Genomic DNA, 16,333 nt, shown 5'->3' with positions numbered 1-16,333 from the left:
GGCATCAACCGCCGCCGCGTCGTGACGATCAATGATGGCAAGCCGGGTGAGCGGTCGATTTCGGTCGCTTGCATGCACTGCTCGGACGCGCCTTGTATGGCCGTTTGTCCGGTGGATTGCTTCTACGAGTCTGAAGAGGGCGTCGTGTTGCACTCCAAGGACCTGTGCATTGGTTGCGGTTACTGTTTCTATGCGTGTCCGTTTGGCGCGCCGCAGTATCCGCAGGTCGGCAACTTCGGTTCCCGCGGCAAGATGGACAAATGTACTTTCTGTGCAGGTGGTCCGGAGGATGACAATTCCTCGGTCGAGTTCCAGAAATACGGACGTAACCGTCTGGCAGAAGGCAAGCTGCCGCTCTGTGCAGAAATGTGTTCCACAAAGGCGCTTCTGGCCGGCGACGGTGACGTCGTTTCAGCCATCTACCGCGAGCGCGTTGTTGCTCGTGGTTTCGGCTCCGGCGCGTGGGGCTGGGGCACAGCTTACGACCAAAAGGCCGGCACTCTTTAACGAGGCTTGTCCGAACTTGAATTTAAGGCGGAGGCGGCTATGGCTGCCTCCGTTCGCTTCTGAAGCGACCGGGACAGGGCGGGCAGATGCCTGATTGGCTACGGTTGTAAATCGGAGGTTGTGTTCATGGAGTGAATGCGTCACGCTAATCCCTAAGTGTGAGCAGCTCTCGTGACTTTTTCTGATCGTGACATAAAAAAGAACCAAGACCATTGGGATCACGTCGATGACACCACGCGTTTCAACATTCTTGAAGATTTTCGGCATAGTTGCGCTGCTTGCAGGTCTTTCAGCCTGCCGGGAAGCTGAGGAGAACCGGCCCATCAAGCTTGAGAAGGGCAGCTACGCTGGCCCACAGGATACCGAGCTGGATGATGAGCAAAAACGGGCTCTGCGTGCGCGCGGAAACAAACAGAGCTTCTGAGATTTGAAATTCATCGCTTCGGCGAAAACCAAATGGCCGTTAGACGCCAAAAATACGTGAAGAAGGTGTCTGGGACGAATGAGGAGAGGGTGCCATGCCAGGGCTTGGGGAAACAACAAACTGGAGTGTCCGGATCAAGGACTATGCAGCGGTTGCGCTGGTTGCGTTCGTTTTGACCCTTTGTGTCGGTGGTCTAAGCGACTCAGCGATTGCACAACAAGGTGTTGCGGATCCTGCCATTAGCCAAAACTCTCCGACAGGTGGCGCTGTCCCGGGCGACGTGCTCGGCACAAATTCTGATGCAGAATACTGGCGGGCCGTGCGCGGCGGTGTTCAGGGAACGGTATCTATTCCAGACCAAAAAGCCGGAACTTTGGTCCAGTCCGAGGGTGAAGCTTGGCGGTCTTTCCGGAATGGCCCCATGTCGCTTTATGCCAGTTGGGCCATGCTTGGCATGATTGTTCTGCTTGGTATTTTTTATGCCATTCGTGGTCGCATCAAGATTGCCCATGGTCGCTCCGGTCAGACGATTACACGTTTCAAGGCAATTGAGCGGTTTGGTCACTGGCTGTTGGCGGTTTCTTTCGTTGTGCTGGCCTTGACAGGTCTCAACGTTCTTTTCGGTCGCTATGTGATCCTTCCGTTGTTGGGCGCAGAGGCTTTCTCCTTCATCACGCAGATGGGTAAGTATCTGCATAACTATCTCGGCTTTGCCTTCATGCTTGGCCTGTTGATGATCTTCGTGATGTGGGTGAAGCACAATCTGCCGGACCGCACTGACATCAAATGGGTGCTTCAGGGGGGAGGCATTTTCTCTTCCAAACTTCATCCGCCGGCCAAGAAATTCAATGCCGGGCAGAAGGTGATCTTCTGGCTGACGATCCTCGGCGGTGTGTCGCTGTCCCTATCTGGTTGGCAGCTTCTGTTCCCGTTCACCACCACGTTCTTTGCTGACACGTTCGACAAGATCAATCTCATCTTCGCCACGAACCTGCCAACCACCTTGAGTGTCATTCAGGAACAGCAACTTGCAACCCTTTGGCACTCCATCATGGCTGTTTTCATGGTGTGTGTGATCCTTGCGCATATCTACATCGGTTCGGTTGGCATGGAAGGCGCTTTTGATGCCATGGGCACTGGTGAAGTTGATTTGAACTGGGCCAAAGAACACCACTCGATCTGGGTGGACGAGCACATGGATGACGTCCATGAACGCGATCAGGGAAAACCTGCTGCACAACCTGCAGAATAAAGGTTAGGGCGGGCGCGTGGTTCAGAGGAAGGGACGACACAGGGCAGGAGTGCGTTTGGCCGTTAAAACAGCGGCCATCCTCACTTGCTTGACCAGCCCCTTTGTACCGGCGCTTGCCGAGTGGCCAGATCGATTGGAAGGCCATGGTGGCCCGGTCAAGTCGGTGACCCTTGACCCGTCTGGCAAGAGATTGCTCAGCACCTCTTTCGACTATTCGGTGCTTGTTTGGTCTGAAGATGAAGCAGGGGAGGCTTCAGCAGAGCCGCTTCGGCTTATCGGTCATGAGGCAGCGGTCAATGATGGGCGGTTTCTGCCGGGAAACAGAGCGGTTACGGTTGGTGATGACAGCGATCTGATCCTTTGGGATTTGACAACCGCTGAGCTTCTGCACCGCTTTGATGGGTTTGGCGAAAAAGTTCTCAGCGTCGATGTATCGGCAAATGGCCGCTTTGCTGCCGTTGCCTCTTGGGAAAATCAGGCCCGTATCTACGATCTGGAGGCATCTCCTTCCAAACTTTTGCATGTGCTGGATCAGCACCGTGGCAACGTCAACTCCGTGGCGTTTTCCAAAGACGGGACGCAGCTTTTTACCGCCTCTTATGACGGTGGCATCCGACAGTTTGATGTTGAAACGGGCGCGTTTTTGCGTGAGATCGTCAATCTCGGGTGGGGTGTCAATGTTCTAAAAGTCCTGCCAGACGGGACGTCACTGTTCTTTGGTGTGACCGATGGCAAGACCGGCGTTCTGGACATTTGGACCGGGGAAGAGATCAAGGTCTTGCCGCCGCATACCCGTCCGGTTCTTTCACTGGCTGTGTCGCTTGACGGAAAACGCGCGGCCAGTGGCGGTGGAGATGGCCTCATTCGGGTTTTTGATGCCAAAACCTTCGAGCTGCTGGAAGAGTTTGAAAACCCCTATGGCCTGGTTTGGGGGCTGAGTTTCAATGCCGATGGCAACCGGCTCTTTTATACCGGGCTGGATGACGAAATTCACCTTTGGGATGTCTCGCCGCGAAAGCCGTTTGAAGCGCTTGATATCGACTTTCCACGCCGGTTTCAGGTTGCCGAAACATCTGATCCGGGTGAACGCCAGTTTGCCCGTAAATGCTCTGTTTGCCACACGTTGACACCGGATGGTGGAAATCGCGCTGGTCCAACGCTTTTCGGTGTTTTTGGGCGTCGGGCAGGCGGGCTGGAAGGGTATCCCTATTCAGAGGCCTTGATAAAGGCCGACTTTTTTTGGGATGAAAAAACTATATCCGATCTTTTCGATCACGGGCCGGACATTGTAACGCCAGGGTCCAAGATGCCAATCCAACGGCTGAAGTCGGTGGAAGACAGGGATGCCCTTGTCGCCTTTTTGAAACGGGCGACAGATCCGTCCGCAGACCAGCCAAACAGTCAAGAAAGTGGAGACCAAAGCCAATGAAGGCATTTGTGGGCGGTGTTGCCGCATGTGTGTTGATCAGCTTCGGTGCGTGGTTCGTGCTCACACAGCAGCTCGATTATTCGGCCGCGGCAGTCAACCAGAGTTCGAACAATTCTGTGCGTCTGGACTGAAAAATCTGATCGCTTAAGTCATGGTCTCGCTCCGCCGCCAGAGACAATGCTTGAGGTCCAGCGCGTGAGCGCTTAAACCTTGAAAAACAATAATATGAACCCGGCAACCGGTTGGTGCAGCGAAACTGTTGGCAGCCAACACAGCCGGAATAAGTGGGAGTATCTACCGTGTCCAATGACACCTTCAACATGTCCATGCGCAAGTTCCTCAAGCAGGTTGGCGTCACCTCGCAAGAGGCTCTTGAAGAGCATGTGCGTGCAAGCGGCGGCACGACCGGGTCCTTGAACGTCAAGGCAACGATCACGATTGACGGAACGGACTTTACGCACGTTGTTGACGGCAAGATTGACCTCGATTGATTGAGGCGAGTCCCATGGCTCATGCTGTTGATCTGACGCTTGATCTTCCACCTATCCTGACAAGCCATCCGGTCGTGCCTCCGATGATGCCCATGGCGGCGGCAGAGGCGGCCCTTGCCGAGGACAGCGTTGGGGCAGGTGATCTCTTCTGGTCATGTGCCACTGACAGTGTGTCCGTCGCCTTTGTTCTGGAACCTGAAGTCTCGCCAGAGCGCGCACAGGAAATGCTGTTTGCGCTTATGGTCGCGGCAGGGGATGCGATTGCACGCTTGTCCCCAGAACTGGCTTTACCTGGCAATGCCGAACCGGTTCTCGCCAATCGTGCCGGAGTTGGCTCGGCTCACATCAAGGTGAGCAGTGAGCTGGATGACGACGGCGCGCCTATGTGGTTGATCGCCGGGCTTGATTTGGCCTTGAAGCCGAAGTCGGCACTGGAGCCGGGCGAGACTCCGGACCAAACCAGTTTGTGGGACGAAGGAGCTGCCGATCTTGAGGGCGCGGATGTGATTGCTGCCCTGTCCCGCCACTTCCTCACCTGGATCAACCGTTGGGATGGCGAAGGCTTCAAGCCCGTTCATGACGCGTGGCTGTTCCGCTGCGAGGGGCGGGGTAAGACAATTACCTTGTCGTTTGGAACTGAAGACGAGCAGGTGATCACTGAGGGTCAGTTTCTGGGGCTTGACGAAATCGGCAACTTGCTGATGCGAACCGATACAGGAACGCAGGTATTCGCCGTGACGGACCACATGGAAAGCATTGTCCATAGCGTTACAGAGTATGAGCCAGAACCTGCCAGTCAGGAAAGCTGATGGCTCGTTTTCTGCGCGCAATTCGCTTTGATGTATCGGACACGCATGTCTTTCCACGGGCTGCAGAGCCTGATGAATCGGCAATTCCGGGCGGGTTTCTTTATATGCCGCGCCCCGGATTTGATGCTGGCTCCTTGGCCAAAAAGGAACGACAAGCGTTTGTCAGCGGATTTTTTGGCCTGCCATCATTTGGGTTTTCGACCTTGGTCAGCGTGGGAGAAGCGAGTGAGCAGGACATTGAGACCTGTGTACTCAACCTGACACGGTTTCTCGTTGAACATTTTGGTGCCCCAAGCCGGGATGCGGCCGAGGGTCTTGCGCGTGATGAGATTGGATATGCGCGCGCCTTGGCTGACGATACTCCATTGAACACGCTGCTCGCGGTGAAACGTGAGGTCGATGCTGAGGGTGCCATTCGCGAACAGTTTCACATCGTCAACCCGCCGGGTGACAAACCGCATGCCCTTGTTTGGGATGTGGTGGAGGATCAGGAATGAGAGAGTTTTGGAAGTCCGCCGGGTATCACTTGGTTGAACCGACAAAGAACGGCTGGCTTCGCGTCACTCCGGATTTGCTGCGGGCGTATTTCACGCGACCGGAAATCCATCCAGTGGAGGAATCCTGCGCGGTTGAGCATGAGCTTTTTGAAAAACTCATGGAGGACCCGTTCACAGAGATTGATGAGGCTGATCTGAAGAGGATTGCCGACAGCGATACGGCGGACAACTACCGTGTGGTTCTGGGGTTTCGGGATCATCTCAAAAAACACGGCACGGTCGAGGCTGCGTATGCGGCGATTTTTCAGGAAGGCTCAGTCGCCGTTCCTCCGGTTTTTTTGGACCAGTTGGTGCACCTGATCCTTCGCAACATCTTGCGAAAGGTTCATGATCCGGTTCGCCTTCGGGCAGCGGAACTGTTCTTCCGGGAGCAGGTTGTCACGGTGGAAAACGGAACGGTGATGATCGCCGATTCTGAAATTGTCAGTATGTTGTCGGAAACCGGCGGCCTGGGTGGTTTAGGCGCACTCCTTATGGAAAGCGGTACGCCCATGCGGGAAGTGGCGCTGGATGTTTTGACGGAAGAAAACGCTGCAATTTATTGGGACCGTAGCGACAGGTTTGATACGGCACTTGATTTCCGGTTTACGCAGCCAGGGCCGGACGCGTTTGCCCGTGTGGTCGAAGCCTGGGTCCGCCATTTTTTCAATACAGATGTCCGTGTTCAGCCGGTTCAGAAAATCCGCGATGAGCATTGGTCGTGGCATGTTGGGCTGGATGCGGAAGCGACAACCATTCTCAACAGCCTTTATTCGGGCGAGGAGTTAAGTGAAGCGGACAATTTGAGGTTGCTCTCCTTGTTCCGGCTTGATTTCGAGAATCGCTCGAATGTTCAAGCTGACCTGCGCGGCAAACCGGTCTGGCTGGCAGTTGCCATGTCCAAGGACGGCAAGCTGCGGGTCAAACCGCAGAATCTTCTGGTGAACCTACCTCTCGCGTCAAAGAGTTGAATCAACTCTCTTCTTCAGAGCCTTGAGGCCGTGGAGTCAGTATGCAGGTTTCTGATAACAGCCGCGGCATTGCTGCGATGCTGGTTGCGATGGCTGGCTTCATCTTTAACGACGCCATGGTCAAACTGGTGTCCGAAAGCTTGCCATTGGGGCAAATCATGATGGTGCGTGGGGGGATCAGCGTTGTTCTGCTCACCTGTCTTTGTTACGTCACCGGCGTCTTCAAGAATTTGCCTGTTCTGAAACACAAGGCCGTTGGCTGTCGCATGTTTGGAGAGATGTCCGCCACTGTTCTTTATCTTCCCGCCTTGTTTCAACTGCCCATCGCCAACGCAACGGCCATTTTGCAGGCCTTGCCTCTGGTCGTGACGGCTGCAGCTGCCATGTTCTTTCGTGATCCGGTGGGGTGGCGTCGCTGGACTGCGATTCTCGTCGGATTTTTGGGCGTGCTCTTGATTGTGCGACCTGGATTGAGTGGATTCAGCGCTTGGTCTTTTGTTGCGCTGGGTGGTGTTTTCTTCATGGCTGTCAGGGACTTGGCGACAAGGCAGTTGCCAAAAGAAACGCCGACACTGGGCGTTGCGCTGTTGACCATGATTGGAGTTTCGCTTTTGGGTGGAGCGATGGTTCTGGTTCAGGGCTGGGAGCCGATGAGCCTCAAGCAGCTAGCATATTTGTTTGTTGCGTCGGTTTTCATTATAATTGGGTACATATTTATTATTGCTGCGATGCGGACGGGTGAGATCGTTGTCGTTGCCCCGTTTAGATATTCAATTGTTTTGTGGGCGATTTTGCTCGGCTACCTCTTTTGGGATGAAGTGCCTGATCTTATGACGTTACTAGGCACCGGTGTAGTCGTTTTGACAGGCGTCTACACATTCTTGCGGGAGAGAAAGCTGCTTGCCGGAGTGGCAGGCCAATTTAGGTCTGGCGTTGAGAAATGATCAGGTGCGATATTTTGGTGTTTGATTGAATGTTACACGTTATGATAGTCAGGCTAATATATTGATATATTTTACAAGGTTTGCATGAAGCCCGAAGTTTATGAAGTCCCGAAACCGGTACTGACTGGAAAGCCGTCGATTGTGATTTTGATTGCAATTTCAACGGTTAGTCCCGTTGCCATGAATATTTACCTGCCGTCTCTGGCGGGTATGAAACAGGCTTTTGATGCCACCGCCGGACAAGTGCAGATGACGATGTCTCTGTATTTTGTTGCGGTTGCGGTTGCTCAGCTTTTCCTCGGTCCCTTGTCAGACAGATACGGTCGTCGTCCCATCGTACTTGGTGGTATGGCGAGCTTTGTAGTTGGAACGGTCATATGTCTTTTGGCCGGATCCATAGAAACCTTGATTGGCGGACGAATTATTCAGGCAATCGGTGGCTCTGCGGGCTTGATCTTGGCCCGAGCTATTGTCCGTGACCTCTATGGGCGCGATCAGGCGGCCAGTATGATTGGCTACGTGACCATGGGTATGACGGCCGGTCCGATGGTAGGGCCTGCCATAGGCGGACTGCTCGACGAGAGCTTTGGCTGGAGCGGAAGTTTTGTTCTGCTGCTCGTTCTGGGTGTGATCGTATTGATCGCGTCTTATCTGGGTCTTTATGAAACCAACAAAAACCGGGGAGATGGGGAGGCGTCGTTTTCGTTTTTCAAGAACTATGGTGTTCTTTTGCGGGAACGGTTGTTTTGGGCCTACGGGCTCACGGCGATGTTCACGGCCACGGTTTATTTCTCCTATCTCGGCGGAGCGCCATTTGTGGCAGCTGATGTCTTGAAAATCAGCCCCAGTGAAATGGGCATCTACTTCATGATCATCGCCGGAGGTTATTTGATCGGCAACTTCATTTCCGGTCGGTTTTCCGAACGCTTTGGCTTGATGCCAATGATTGTGTTTGGATCGCTGTTTCCGGTGGTTGCGGTCCTTGCGATGATCGCCGTTTTGCTGAGCGGTGAAGTGACGCCGATCCGCTTCTTTGCGCCGATGTTCCTCGTCGGCCTTGGTAATGGCATTTGCTTGCCGAGCATTATTGCAGGGTCTGTCAGTGTGCGTCCTGACATGGCAGGTGCGGCCTCAGGTTTGACGGCCAGTATGCAAATCGGCATGGGGGCGTTTGCCAGTGCCGGCGTTGCCTGGGCTTTGTCTGAAAGCATGTGGCCTGCAACGGTTTGGCCCTTGGCTGCGATGATGACCGGCGCTGTTGCGCTGACCCTTGCAGGTGTCGTGGCAATCTTCGTTCTTGAAAAAACAGAGCGCCGCTAAGGTGCGGCGCTTGGGTGGATGTGCTCTAGTTTTTCAGGAAATCATCGACTGTCAGGCCAGACTTTTCCGCTTCCATGTAATCTTCTGTCGTTCTGGGTCGTGGGCGCGGTGCTGACGCCCCAAAGCCGGGATCTGCGTCCCACTGGGCTTGAATGCGGCAGTCGTCGCACATTTCGATCAGATTGATCTGATTTGCCGATTGGAACATGTGATGTTTGCCGGCGAGGCGTTCCTTGATCCGATCGATGGTTGATTGTGCACCAAAAGGTTTGCCGCAGGATGTGCAGGTGGCAGGCTCTTCCTCATGCAACACGGCAGCGCGCAAGGCGGTTTCGCTCGTGTTGAACTGCGGAACTAACGTGATAACGCTTTCCGGGCAGGTGGTTTGGCAAAGGCCGCACTGAACGCAAGCAGCTTCCGTAAAGCTGACTTGTGGCTGGTCCGGGTTATCTGCCAGCGCGCCGACCGGACAGGCGGAAACGCAGGACAGGCAAAGGGTGCAGCCTTCGCTCCGGATTTCGATCCGGCCATAAGGTGCATAGTCGTTCAAAGGGAGAACAGATGGCGCATCGGGTGATGCGCGGTGCAGGGCGCTGATGGCCATGCGCGCAATGTCACGTTTACCGCCCACCGGCCCAATGCGGGTCGGGTTTTTCAGAGCCAAATCTTTCGAATTTGTGCTCAGAGCTTCCGCTAATGCATCCGGATCACTGGAGAGAACGATATCCAGCCGACCAATTGGATCATGCCCCAAGGCAGCAAGAAGGTCGTTTGCTAGCCCGATTTCGTTGGAGAGTGGTGCGGTTTCATCGTGCTTTTTTGGGTCGATCAGGCAGAGAACCCGCTCAGCTCCGGACAAGAAGGCCGTCAGCATGGCCTCGTGGCCCAGCGTTGTCACCGCATGGAGAGAGAGCGGTAGAACGTTCGTTGGTAAGCCATCCCCATAACGGGCCAGCGCGTTGATAATGGTTCCACCGTGTTCAGCTTCGTGGCAGAGCAAAATCGGTTTGTGACCGCCAGCTTCTTTGTAAGCTCCTATGAGAGACTGAATAGGCACCAGCAGGTCTGGACGTGACGGGTATTGGTAAGAAATGGCGCCTGTCGGGCAGTTTGCCGAACAGCTGCCGCAACCACCGCAAATACCGTGGTCGACGGCTATCTTTCCCGCCTCTGATGTCAGTGCTCCGGCGGGACAGGCATCAAGGCAGTTGGAACAGCCGGCTTTGCCAGCGTGGCTGTGGGCACAGATGTCCGGATTGTACGAAACGTAGATCGGCTTTTCGAAAGTACCGATCATCTCGGACGCTTCGCGGATCAGATTGGCGATACTTGTCGGGTCATTTGGTGCGGCACGAAAATAGCCAGAGCGTTTGTCTGGCGCCGTGATGGCCGAGGTGTTGCCGCTGAGATCGACAACAATGGAACAGCCTGCTTTTGCGCCATCACGCGGCATATGGAACTCAGGGGATTGGCGAGATGCTGGGATCATCGCCGCATAACCGTCGAGCATGACTTCAAACTTGCCGAAAGAGCCGGTTAAAGTGCGCAGGGAGCCGCGGTAGACCGGAAAGGGCAGGACCGGTGGCAGCAAAACATCATCCCAGGAAGACAGCACAAGTGTGACTGACAGGGTGTCTTCCAGCGCCATTGCAGCATCGAGCGCCGCTTGCCCGGCTCCGTAGACAAGGCACATGCCATCCGATTCAATCTCGCGGATTGGAGCCGGTGTGATGTTTGATGCGGACTGCGCATCAGCAAGCAGAGCCAAAACCTTTGCGCTTGGGTCGCTTTTGGAATTTGTCCATCCAGCCGTTTCGCGAATGTTGACGAATTTCAACGTGGCTGGGCCCTCCAGCTCTTCCGCGACTTCCTCAAAAAGGGGAGCCTCCTGCGTGCAGGCGACTAAAAGATCGCCCGGTTCCTGAACGGCTTTTTCAAAACGCTCCAGTTCGCCTCGGCACAATTCGGTGCAAAGAGGTGCTGCAAGATCAGACGAAAGCTCTGCAGCTGCCTTGTCCAGTTGCATGGACTTGAAGCAATTGCACAAAAGAACACGGCCCTGCGTTTCGGTCATTTGCGGCTCCGGCGACTTGATTGTTTTATAATTATTCTAGTTCTAACTCACGAGGGTATGATTACAAGTGTAACCGGTTGCATTTGCCTTGATCGGGATCATGAAACCTGTTGTCTTTTCACACCTTTGCCACCGCCTGCAGAAGACACTAAACTTATAGGGAAAGTATCAGGGAGAGCCGTTTGGAAGCGCAAATCAGTACAGATGTTGCCGTCGTTATTGAGCGTCGCAAGAGTTCTCACCCCTGGGCCGAGTTTTCCTGGAAGGGAATCGGTGTTGTAGAAGCGGCGGAGACCCTATGCGATTGGCAGGTCGTACGTGAGGACGAAGCTTCCACTCAGTTTCTGTTTGGGCCAGTTTCTATCACTCTTCACCGAAAACTAGGGGAAGCCTATGACGCAAACATGGAAACCGGCACGCCGTCCCTTTGGTTGATGCTGGATGATGCGGATACCGATCCAGTGCCCTATAAAGTGCGCGGCGTCACCGCTGACCCTTATGAGGCGCAAGGGATGCAGGATGCCGGAGACGGCTTGATTGAGCGTGTGCCGATGCCAGCCGATATTCTGCAATGGACGGTGGCCTTTTTGAAAAAAATGCCCGAGCCTGAAGCGTTTAAAAAGCGCCGCCGGAAATCTGCGAAAACGGAAGAACAACAATTTGGCAAAGTGCCGATCTTTCAAGAGGGTGGACGCATGGTGCCGGGCGAGGGCGAATGACCGGGACCTCAGATCAAGAAGAAGGGTTCTTGAGCCGCTGGTCACGCCGTAAGCAAGCGGTGCGCGAGGGAGACCTTGAGGCTGTTGAAGAGCCGCAGGGTGTTGAAGAAGCGGATGAAATTGGTGACCCTTCGCAGGAAGACCCTGAGATAATGGCCAACCGGGAAGCTGCCGAAGCAATTGATTTGGACAGTTTGACCTCAGACTCGGATTTTACCGTTTTCATGAAAAAAGGCGTGCCAAAGGCGCTGAAAACAGCTGCCTTGCGCAAACTCTGGACCGTCAATCCAGCGTTTTCCACTCTGGATGGCCTTAATGACTACGATCTCAATTACAATGTCATCGACAAGGTATTGACCCAATTTCAATCGGCTTGGGAAGTTGGCAAGGGCTACAAGGCGAAGGCCGAGGAGATGGCTGCCGAAGCAGAACGATTGGCTGCCCAATTGGAAAATGGGGATGGGGCTGGTGAGGCCAGCGCCGCAAGTGATGGCGAAGAAAACGAATTGTCGGAGAGCGTTGACCAACACGCAACGATTTCTGAAGAACCGGGGTCTGATGAAAGGCGGCATGAGCCAGAGCCAGTCTTTGAAACACCTGTTCGTGTCGCAACCACATCAGACCTTGGAGGAGACGAGGAGATGGAAATGGCGCGGAAAGTGCCCATCAGACGCCGAATGGCTGTGCGTTTCGATGAAGAATAAGGGCGGCTAGCAGACCGCCCAATCCTTTGCATCGCCTATCGGTTGGTGATTTCCAGACCAACTGCGTCAAACAGGGTGACATCGAACAGATCACCCTTTTTCACATCAAGATCTTTCAGAAGTTCAAGGTTCGACACTTTATAGGTGCGTTCTGTGCCTGCTGGTCCGACAAATCGAACGGAGCCATTCTTGGTGTCGACACCCAGAATTTTTGCGGTCACTGTAAGTTTCCGGGCCGAAAGTCCGGCTGGAAGGTCTTCGGGATCTGCGGCCGCGACAAAGCCAACCGCGTCAATGCCTGGTTTGTCCTTTTTGCTCTCGCGAATATCGACAACCGCACCCGCCAAATAGCTTACGGTCAGGAATTGGTTTTTGTGAACGCCGTCCAAATCGAAGCCATCAGTAACGGGAATGGCAAATTCATTCTGATTGGGTGCCTTGACGATGACCTCGTCGCGGGATGGATTGGTGGTAACTACCTGAGCCTTGAATTGGGACAGGTCGGCAGCAGCAAAATAATCCTTGATCTCTGTCTTGTCAGAGGCTGTTGAGAGGCTGACGGAGGAAAGCAGGATCAAGCTTGAAGCTGCGAGTGCATGAACAGTTCTGCGTAAAATCATCAGTTGAATTCCCTTTTTAAATCGCAATTTATGCGTGAAATGACGTAGGGAGTTATAGGGATGGTTGCCAGTTAAATAAATGTAATTTTACAGAATGGACCGATATTTCTTTTGGTTAGTTTCCGACCGGGTTCTGAGCTTCACACAGGGTTATTGCCCGGCTCTTGAAGCTTTCAAACTGAGAGGCGTTGATAACCCCGTCTGCCTTCATTTTTTCAACATCGCCAACACGTTGGGCGAGGCAGGCATCGAGCGCCGGGTTGCCGGAGCCGGTTTGCTCGGACGTTTGTTGTCCGCCAACAAGGCTCAACGCATATTGAATGCTTGAAACATCATTGCGCCCGATCCAGATCATCAGCGCCAACGCGGCAATTGCTATTGCCAGCGCAACAAGCCGACCTTTGAGGTCACTTTGTTTTGCAATGCTTGTTGCGTTATCCGTCATCAGTTTAGCCGCCAGTTACACTCATGTGGCGGGAGACAGCTGGTTGCTTCGTGCGGCGGTCAATCACGAAGTCATGACCCTTTGGCTTGCGGCCAATAGCTTCGTCAATGGCGTTGTGAAGCAGTTCATTTCCTTCTGACGCGCGAAGCGGGGCGCGGAGATCTGCCATGTCATCTTGACCGAGGCACATATAAAGTTGTCCGGTGCAGGTGACACGAACACGATTACAGCTTTCGCAGAAGTTATGGGTCATGGGTGTAATAAAGCCCATGCGCCCCCCGGTTTCCTTAACTTCAACATATCGGGCCGGACCGCCTGTCTTGTAAGGAATGTCTTCCAGTGTGAACTTCTCTGCCAGCCGACCCCGCACGAGTGAAAGCGGCAGGTATTGGTCGGTGCGATCACCATCAATTTCGCCAAGCGGCATGGTTTCAATCAGGGTCAGATCGTAGCCTTGGTCATGGGCCCATTCCATCATCGGAATGACCTCATGTTCATTGACGCCTTTGAGCGCCACCATATTCACCTTCAGCTGCAACCCGGCGTCGCGGGCTGCTTTCATGCCATCAAGAACCTTGCCAAGGTCGCCCCACCGGGTGATCGCCTTGAAGCGGTCGGGGTCAAGCGTATCAAGCGAGACGTTGATCCGGCGAACACCGCTGTCATACAGCTCCTGGGATAGTTTGGTCAGCTGAGAACCGTTTGTCGTGACCGTCAATTCTTCCAAAGCGCCAGAGTCGATGTGACGACCCAAGCTTCGGATGAGGCTCATGATGTTTTTGCGAACGAGCGGCTCACCACCGGTCAGCCGAAGCTTGCGAACGCCTTTTTCAATAAAGGCCGTACAAAGGCGGTCCAGTTCTTCCAGCGACAAGACTTCGCGTTTCGGGAGAAAAGTCATGTCTTCGGCCATGCAATAGACACAGCGGAAGTCGCAGCGGTCCGTCACCGAAATTCTCAGATAGGTCACAGCCCGACCAAATGGATCAATCATGGCGGGCGATGGAATCGCGCTGTCATGTGAGCCGTTTGCGGTCATGTCTCTCTCCCTCGTCCGGCTATCCGGAAATGTCGCAATCTGATTGAAGGTAATGGTTTTATGCGCCATGGCAATAGGGGAAAAGGTGCTCTTTGGAATGAGGTGATCTGGTTGTGATTTCGCTTCGTAGGGAAAGTACATGTGTCAAACAGGGTTGCGTTCATGACCTCCATCGTCTGGTTTCGCCAGGACCTCCGCGTTGCGGACAATGCCGCGCTTTATCACGCAGCTCAGGAAGGGCCGGTCATTCCGGTTTTCATTTGGGACGATGCGGCTCCACTAACGAACTCACAAGCGATCGGGGCCGCCGGAAAGTGGTGGCTTCACCACAGCCTGACAGCTCTTAGAGAACAGCTTGGTGATCTCGTCGTGCTTCGCGGTGACCCTGCAACCGTGCTGCAGGAACTGGCTCTGGAAACCAAGGCCGAAGCTGTCCGTTGGAACCGGGCCTATGACGAATACGGGATTGAGCGAGACAAGAAAATCAAAACTGAGCTGCGTGAAAGCGGGCTCATGGTTAAGAGCTTCAAGGGAAATGTTCTCCATGAACCATGGGACATCAAAACCGGCTCCGGGAGCTCTTACAAGGTCTATTCACACTATTGGCGAGCCGTTAAGGCACGCGGAGTAGCCGCGCCGTTGCCCGTGCCTGACAAAATCGAGCTGGCTGTTGGTTGGGTTTCGCTTGGAATTGAGGCGCTCGATCTTCTGCCGAGGGATCCAAACTGGGCGGAAGGGTGGGAGAACGTTTGGACACCCGGCGAACAGGGAGCACGCGAGAGACTGTGTGTTTTCCTTGATCAAGGCCTGAATGGTTATGGCGAGTTGCGCAACCGGCCTGATCTTCCAAACGTGTCACGCTTGTCACCGCATCTGCGGTTCGGTGAAATCTCACCAACCCAAATTTGGGCGACAACCCAAATGCATGCCGACGTTCATCCTGAGCACGCAACAGATGCCGACAAATTCTTAAGTGAGATTGTTTGGCGCGAGTTTTCCTATCACTTGCTCTTTCATTTTCCGGATTTGCCGGAAAAGAACTGGAAAGTCGGGTTCGACGCTTATCCGTGGAGAGAAAATGCGGAAGACCTGCGCGCCTGGCAGCGGGGCCAGACTGGCTATCCAATCGTTGATGCCGGTATGCGTGAACTTTGGCAGACCGGCTACATGCACAATCGTGTGCGCATGATTGTGGCAAGTTTTCTCGTCAAGCACCTGCGAATTTCGTGGCAGCATGGAGAGAATTGGTTCCGAGATACGCTGCTGGACGCTGATGTTGCCAATAATTCTGCCAGTTGGCAGTGGGTTTCGGGCACTGGAGCCGACGCAGCACCGTATTTCCGCATTTTTAATCCGTATACGCAGGCCCAAAAGTTTGATCCAGATGGTGCCTACATTAGAAAATGGGTGCCGGAGCTGAAAGACTTGCGCGCTCCGCAGCTTTTTGCCCCACAAGATGCCTCGCCAATGGACTTACGTGCAGCGGGGGTCCGTTTGGGGGAAACTTACCCTTTGCCGATGGTCGATCACCAGACGGCGCGCAAAAAGGCGCTGGACGGTTATGAGGCCGTCAAAGCCGAGAATGCAGAAAACGCCGCTTGATCCATCCATGTTTTCGGTTTTGAAAGGGTGGGGCTATCGTCCACTCCCCATTGATTCTGCTGACGTGATGGAATTGATCACATGACTGACACTGCAAAAGTCTGGCCGACCGAACTGCGATTGCGGGAAGACAAAAAAACGCTTCACATCGCCTTCGACAATGGTGAAGAGCATGACTTTTCAGCAGAATATCTGCGTGTCTGTTCGCCGTCTGCAGAAGTGCAGGGGCACAGTCCTTCACAGAAGAAAACTGTTCCAAACAAGCGCAATGTTGGCATCATGAAAATGGAGCCGGTCGGCAACTACGCTGTTCGCATCCATTTTGATGACATGCACAACACCGGTATTTTCACTTGGACCTATTTCCTTGACCTTGCACGGGACAAGGACAAGCACTGGGGCGGCTATCTGGCCGAGCTTGAGGAAAAGGGCTTGTCTCGCGATTGA

At 54.0% G+C, this 16,333-nt stretch carries 19 protein-coding genes; 15 read left to right on the top strand and 4 right to left on the bottom strand.

The features are described from left to right. The 11 genes from fdh3B to TRICHSKD4_RS17715 all read left to right on the top strand — a co-directional run. On the top strand, positions 1-507 hold a 507-nt coding region (fdh3B, locus tag TRICHSKD4_RS30875), incomplete at its 5' end, for a formate dehydrogenase FDH3 subunit beta (protein ID WP_040617084.1). 226 nt (positions 508-733) lie between these two features. Beyond that, positions 734-931 (top strand): hypothetical protein, encoded by a 198-nt coding sequence (locus tag TRICHSKD4_RS17750; protein ID WP_009468273.1) that lies wholly within the window; start codon positions 734-736, stop codon positions 929-931. A gap of 94 nt (positions 932-1,025) precedes the next feature. Then, positions 1,026-2,183, top strand: a complete 1,158-nt coding sequence (locus TRICHSKD4_RS17745; protein WP_009468272.1) for a formate dehydrogenase subunit gamma — start codon at positions 1,026-1,028, stop codon at positions 2,181-2,183. 55 nt (positions 2,184-2,238) lie between these two features. Further along, on the top strand, positions 2,239-3,612 hold the full coding sequence (locus tag TRICHSKD4_RS17740; RefSeq protein ID WP_009468271.1) for a c-type cytochrome: 1,374 nt from the start codon (positions 2,239-2,241) through the stop codon (positions 3,610-3,612). Next, positions 3,609-3,743 carry a hypothetical protein gene (locus TRICHSKD4_RS32040; RefSeq protein WP_009468270.1) on the top strand — a complete coding sequence of 45 codons (135 nt, stop codon included), beginning with the start codon at positions 3,609-3,611 and terminating at the stop codon, positions 3,741-3,743. The genes TRICHSKD4_RS17740 and TRICHSKD4_RS32040 overlap by 4 nt, the downstream gene beginning before the upstream one ends. Before the next feature lie 168 nt (positions 3,744-3,911). Beyond that, a complete protein-coding gene (locus tag TRICHSKD4_RS30070) occupies positions 3,912-4,103 on the top strand; it encodes a DUF6494 family protein (RefSeq protein ID WP_009468269.1) in 192 nt (63 codons plus the stop codon). Between the two features lie 14 nt (positions 4,104-4,117). Further along, positions 4,118-4,912, top strand: a complete 795-nt coding sequence (locus TRICHSKD4_RS17735; RefSeq protein WP_009468268.1) for a biotin/lipoate--protein ligase family protein — start codon at positions 4,118-4,120, stop codon at positions 4,910-4,912. Continuing rightward, positions 4,912-5,409, top strand: coding sequence for a DUF6505 family protein (locus TRICHSKD4_RS17730; RefSeq protein ID WP_009468267.1), 498 nt, complete (start codon positions 4,912-4,914; stop codon positions 5,407-5,409). Before TRICHSKD4_RS17735 ends, TRICHSKD4_RS17730 begins: the two co-directional genes overlap by 1 nt. Next, positions 5,406-6,419, top strand: coding sequence for a DUF6352 family protein (locus TRICHSKD4_RS17725; RefSeq protein ID WP_009468266.1), 1,014 nt, complete (start codon positions 5,406-5,408; stop codon positions 6,417-6,419). Before TRICHSKD4_RS17730 ends, TRICHSKD4_RS17725 begins: the two co-directional genes overlap by 4 nt. A gap of 41 nt (positions 6,420-6,460) precedes the next feature. Then, on the top strand, positions 6,461-7,363 hold the full coding sequence (locus TRICHSKD4_RS17720) for a DMT family transporter (protein ID WP_009468265.1): 903 nt from the start codon (positions 6,461-6,463) through the stop codon (positions 7,361-7,363). A gap of 84 nt (positions 7,364-7,447) precedes the next feature. Next, positions 7,448-8,683: a multidrug effflux MFS transporter gene (locus tag TRICHSKD4_RS17715; protein ID WP_009468264.1), complete on the top strand. Its 1,236-nt coding sequence runs from the start codon at positions 7,448-7,450 to the stop codon at positions 8,681-8,683. Between the two features lie 25 nt (positions 8,684-8,708). Here TRICHSKD4_RS17715 and TRICHSKD4_RS17710 read toward each other — a convergent pair whose 3' ends face one another. Continuing rightward, positions 8,709-10,757, bottom strand: a complete 2,049-nt coding sequence (locus TRICHSKD4_RS17710) for a 4Fe-4S dicluster domain-containing protein (RefSeq protein WP_009468263.1) — start codon at positions 10,755-10,757, stop codon at positions 8,709-8,711. A gap of 182 nt (positions 10,758-10,939) precedes the next feature. Here TRICHSKD4_RS17710 and TRICHSKD4_RS17705 point away from each other — a divergent pair, with 182 nt between their 5' ends. Continuing rightward, on the top strand, positions 10,940-11,476 hold the full coding sequence (locus TRICHSKD4_RS17705) for a DUF3305 domain-containing protein (RefSeq protein ID WP_009468262.1): 537 nt from the start codon (positions 10,940-10,942) through the stop codon (positions 11,474-11,476). Beyond that, positions 11,473-12,180, top strand: coding sequence for a DUF3306 domain-containing protein (locus TRICHSKD4_RS17700; RefSeq protein WP_009468261.1), 708 nt, complete (start codon positions 11,473-11,475; stop codon positions 12,178-12,180). The genes TRICHSKD4_RS17705 and TRICHSKD4_RS17700 overlap by 4 nt, the downstream gene beginning before the upstream one ends. Before the next feature lie 35 nt (positions 12,181-12,215). Here TRICHSKD4_RS17700 and TRICHSKD4_RS17695 read toward each other — a convergent pair whose 3' ends face one another. The 3 genes from TRICHSKD4_RS17695 to moaA all read right to left on the bottom strand — a co-directional run bounded on the left by TRICHSKD4_RS17695 (position 12,216) and on the right by moaA (position 14,284). Next, complete coding sequence (locus TRICHSKD4_RS17695; protein ID WP_009468260.1) at positions 12,216-12,800, bottom strand: hypothetical protein; 585 nt, start codon at positions 12,798-12,800, stop codon at positions 12,216-12,218. Between the two features lie 115 nt (positions 12,801-12,915). Then, entirely contained in the window at positions 12,916-13,245 is a 330-nt protein-coding gene (locus TRICHSKD4_RS17690) for a hypothetical protein (protein WP_009468259.1), read from the bottom strand. 4 nt (positions 13,246-13,249) lie between these two features. Next, the gene (moaA, locus tag TRICHSKD4_RS17685; protein ID WP_040617193.1) at positions 13,250-14,284 is read right to left on the bottom strand and encodes a GTP 3',8-cyclase MoaA; all 1,035 of its coding nucleotides are present in this window, start codon (positions 14,282-14,284) and stop codon (positions 13,250-13,252) included. A 162-nt stretch (positions 14,285-14,446) separates the two neighbouring features. Here moaA and TRICHSKD4_RS17680 point away from each other — a divergent pair, with 162 nt between their 5' ends. Both TRICHSKD4_RS17680 and TRICHSKD4_RS17675 read left to right on the top strand, forming a co-directional pair. Continuing rightward, entirely contained in the window at positions 14,447-15,886 is a 1,440-nt protein-coding gene (locus TRICHSKD4_RS17680; protein ID WP_040617192.1) for a deoxyribodipyrimidine photo-lyase, read from the top strand. Positions 15,887-15,967: 81 nt separating this feature from the next. Next, positions 15,968-16,333, top strand: coding sequence for a gamma-butyrobetaine hydroxylase-like domain-containing protein (locus tag TRICHSKD4_RS17675; RefSeq protein ID WP_009468255.1), 366 nt, complete (start codon positions 15,968-15,970; stop codon positions 16,331-16,333).

Origin of the sequence: Roseibium sp. TrichSKD4 (assembly GCF_000148725.1) — a bacterium.
In the GTDB taxonomy this organism is placed as follows: Bacteria; Pseudomonadota; Alphaproteobacteria; order Rhizobiales; family Stappiaceae; genus Roseibium.
Note: the sequence above shows the minus strand (reverse complement) of the source record. Positions and strands in the feature narration are given on the sequence as shown.

Bases quoted from the DNA above. Each gene is read 5' to 3' on its own strand.
- TRICHSKD4_RS17710 (WP_009468263.1), bottom strand. From the start codon at position 10,757: ATGACCGAAACGCAGGGCCGTGTTCTTTTGTGCAATTGCTTCAAGTCC.
- TRICHSKD4_RS17750 (WP_009468273.1), top strand. From the start codon at position 734: ATGACACCACGCGTTTCAACATTCTTGAAGATTTTCGGCATAGTTGCG.
- TRICHSKD4_RS17690 (WP_009468259.1), bottom strand. From the start codon at position 13,245: ATGACGGATAACGCAACAAGCATTGCAAAACAAAGTGACCTCAAAGGT.
- TRICHSKD4_RS17735 (WP_009468268.1), top strand. From the start codon at position 4,118: ATGGCTCATGCTGTTGATCTGACGCTTGATCTTCCACCTATCCTGACA.
- TRICHSKD4_RS17720 (WP_009468265.1), top strand. From the start codon at position 6,461: ATGCAGGTTTCTGATAACAGCCGCGGCATTGCTGCGATGCTGGTTGCG.
- TRICHSKD4_RS32040 (WP_009468270.1), top strand. From the start codon at position 3,609: ATGAAGGCATTTGTGGGCGGTGTTGCCGCATGTGTGTTGATCAGCTTC.
- TRICHSKD4_RS17675 (WP_009468255.1), top strand. From the start codon at position 15,968: ATGACTGACACTGCAAAAGTCTGGCCGACCGAACTGCGATTGCGGGAA.
- TRICHSKD4_RS17745 (WP_009468272.1), top strand. From the start codon at position 1,026: ATGCCAGGGCTTGGGGAAACAACAAACTGGAGTGTCCGGATCAAGGAC.
- TRICHSKD4_RS17715 (WP_009468264.1), top strand. From the start codon at position 7,448: ATGAAGCCCGAAGTTTATGAAGTCCCGAAACCGGTACTGACTGGAAAG.
- TRICHSKD4_RS17680 (WP_040617192.1), top strand. From the start codon at position 14,447: ATGACCTCCATCGTCTGGTTTCGCCAGGACCTCCGCGTTGCGGACAAT.
- moaA (WP_040617193.1), bottom strand. From the start codon at position 14,284: ATGACCGCAAACGGCTCACATGACAGCGCGATTCCATCGCCCGCCATG.
- TRICHSKD4_RS17725 (WP_009468266.1), top strand. From the start codon at position 5,406: ATGAGAGAGTTTTGGAAGTCCGCCGGGTATCACTTGGTTGAACCGACA.
- TRICHSKD4_RS17700 (WP_009468261.1), top strand. From the start codon at position 11,473: ATGACCGGGACCTCAGATCAAGAAGAAGGGTTCTTGAGCCGCTGGTCA.
- TRICHSKD4_RS17730 (WP_009468267.1), top strand. From the start codon at position 4,912: ATGGCTCGTTTTCTGCGCGCAATTCGCTTTGATGTATCGGACACGCAT.
- TRICHSKD4_RS17695 (WP_009468260.1), bottom strand. From the start codon at position 12,800: ATGATTTTACGCAGAACTGTTCATGCACTCGCAGCTTCAAGCTTGATC.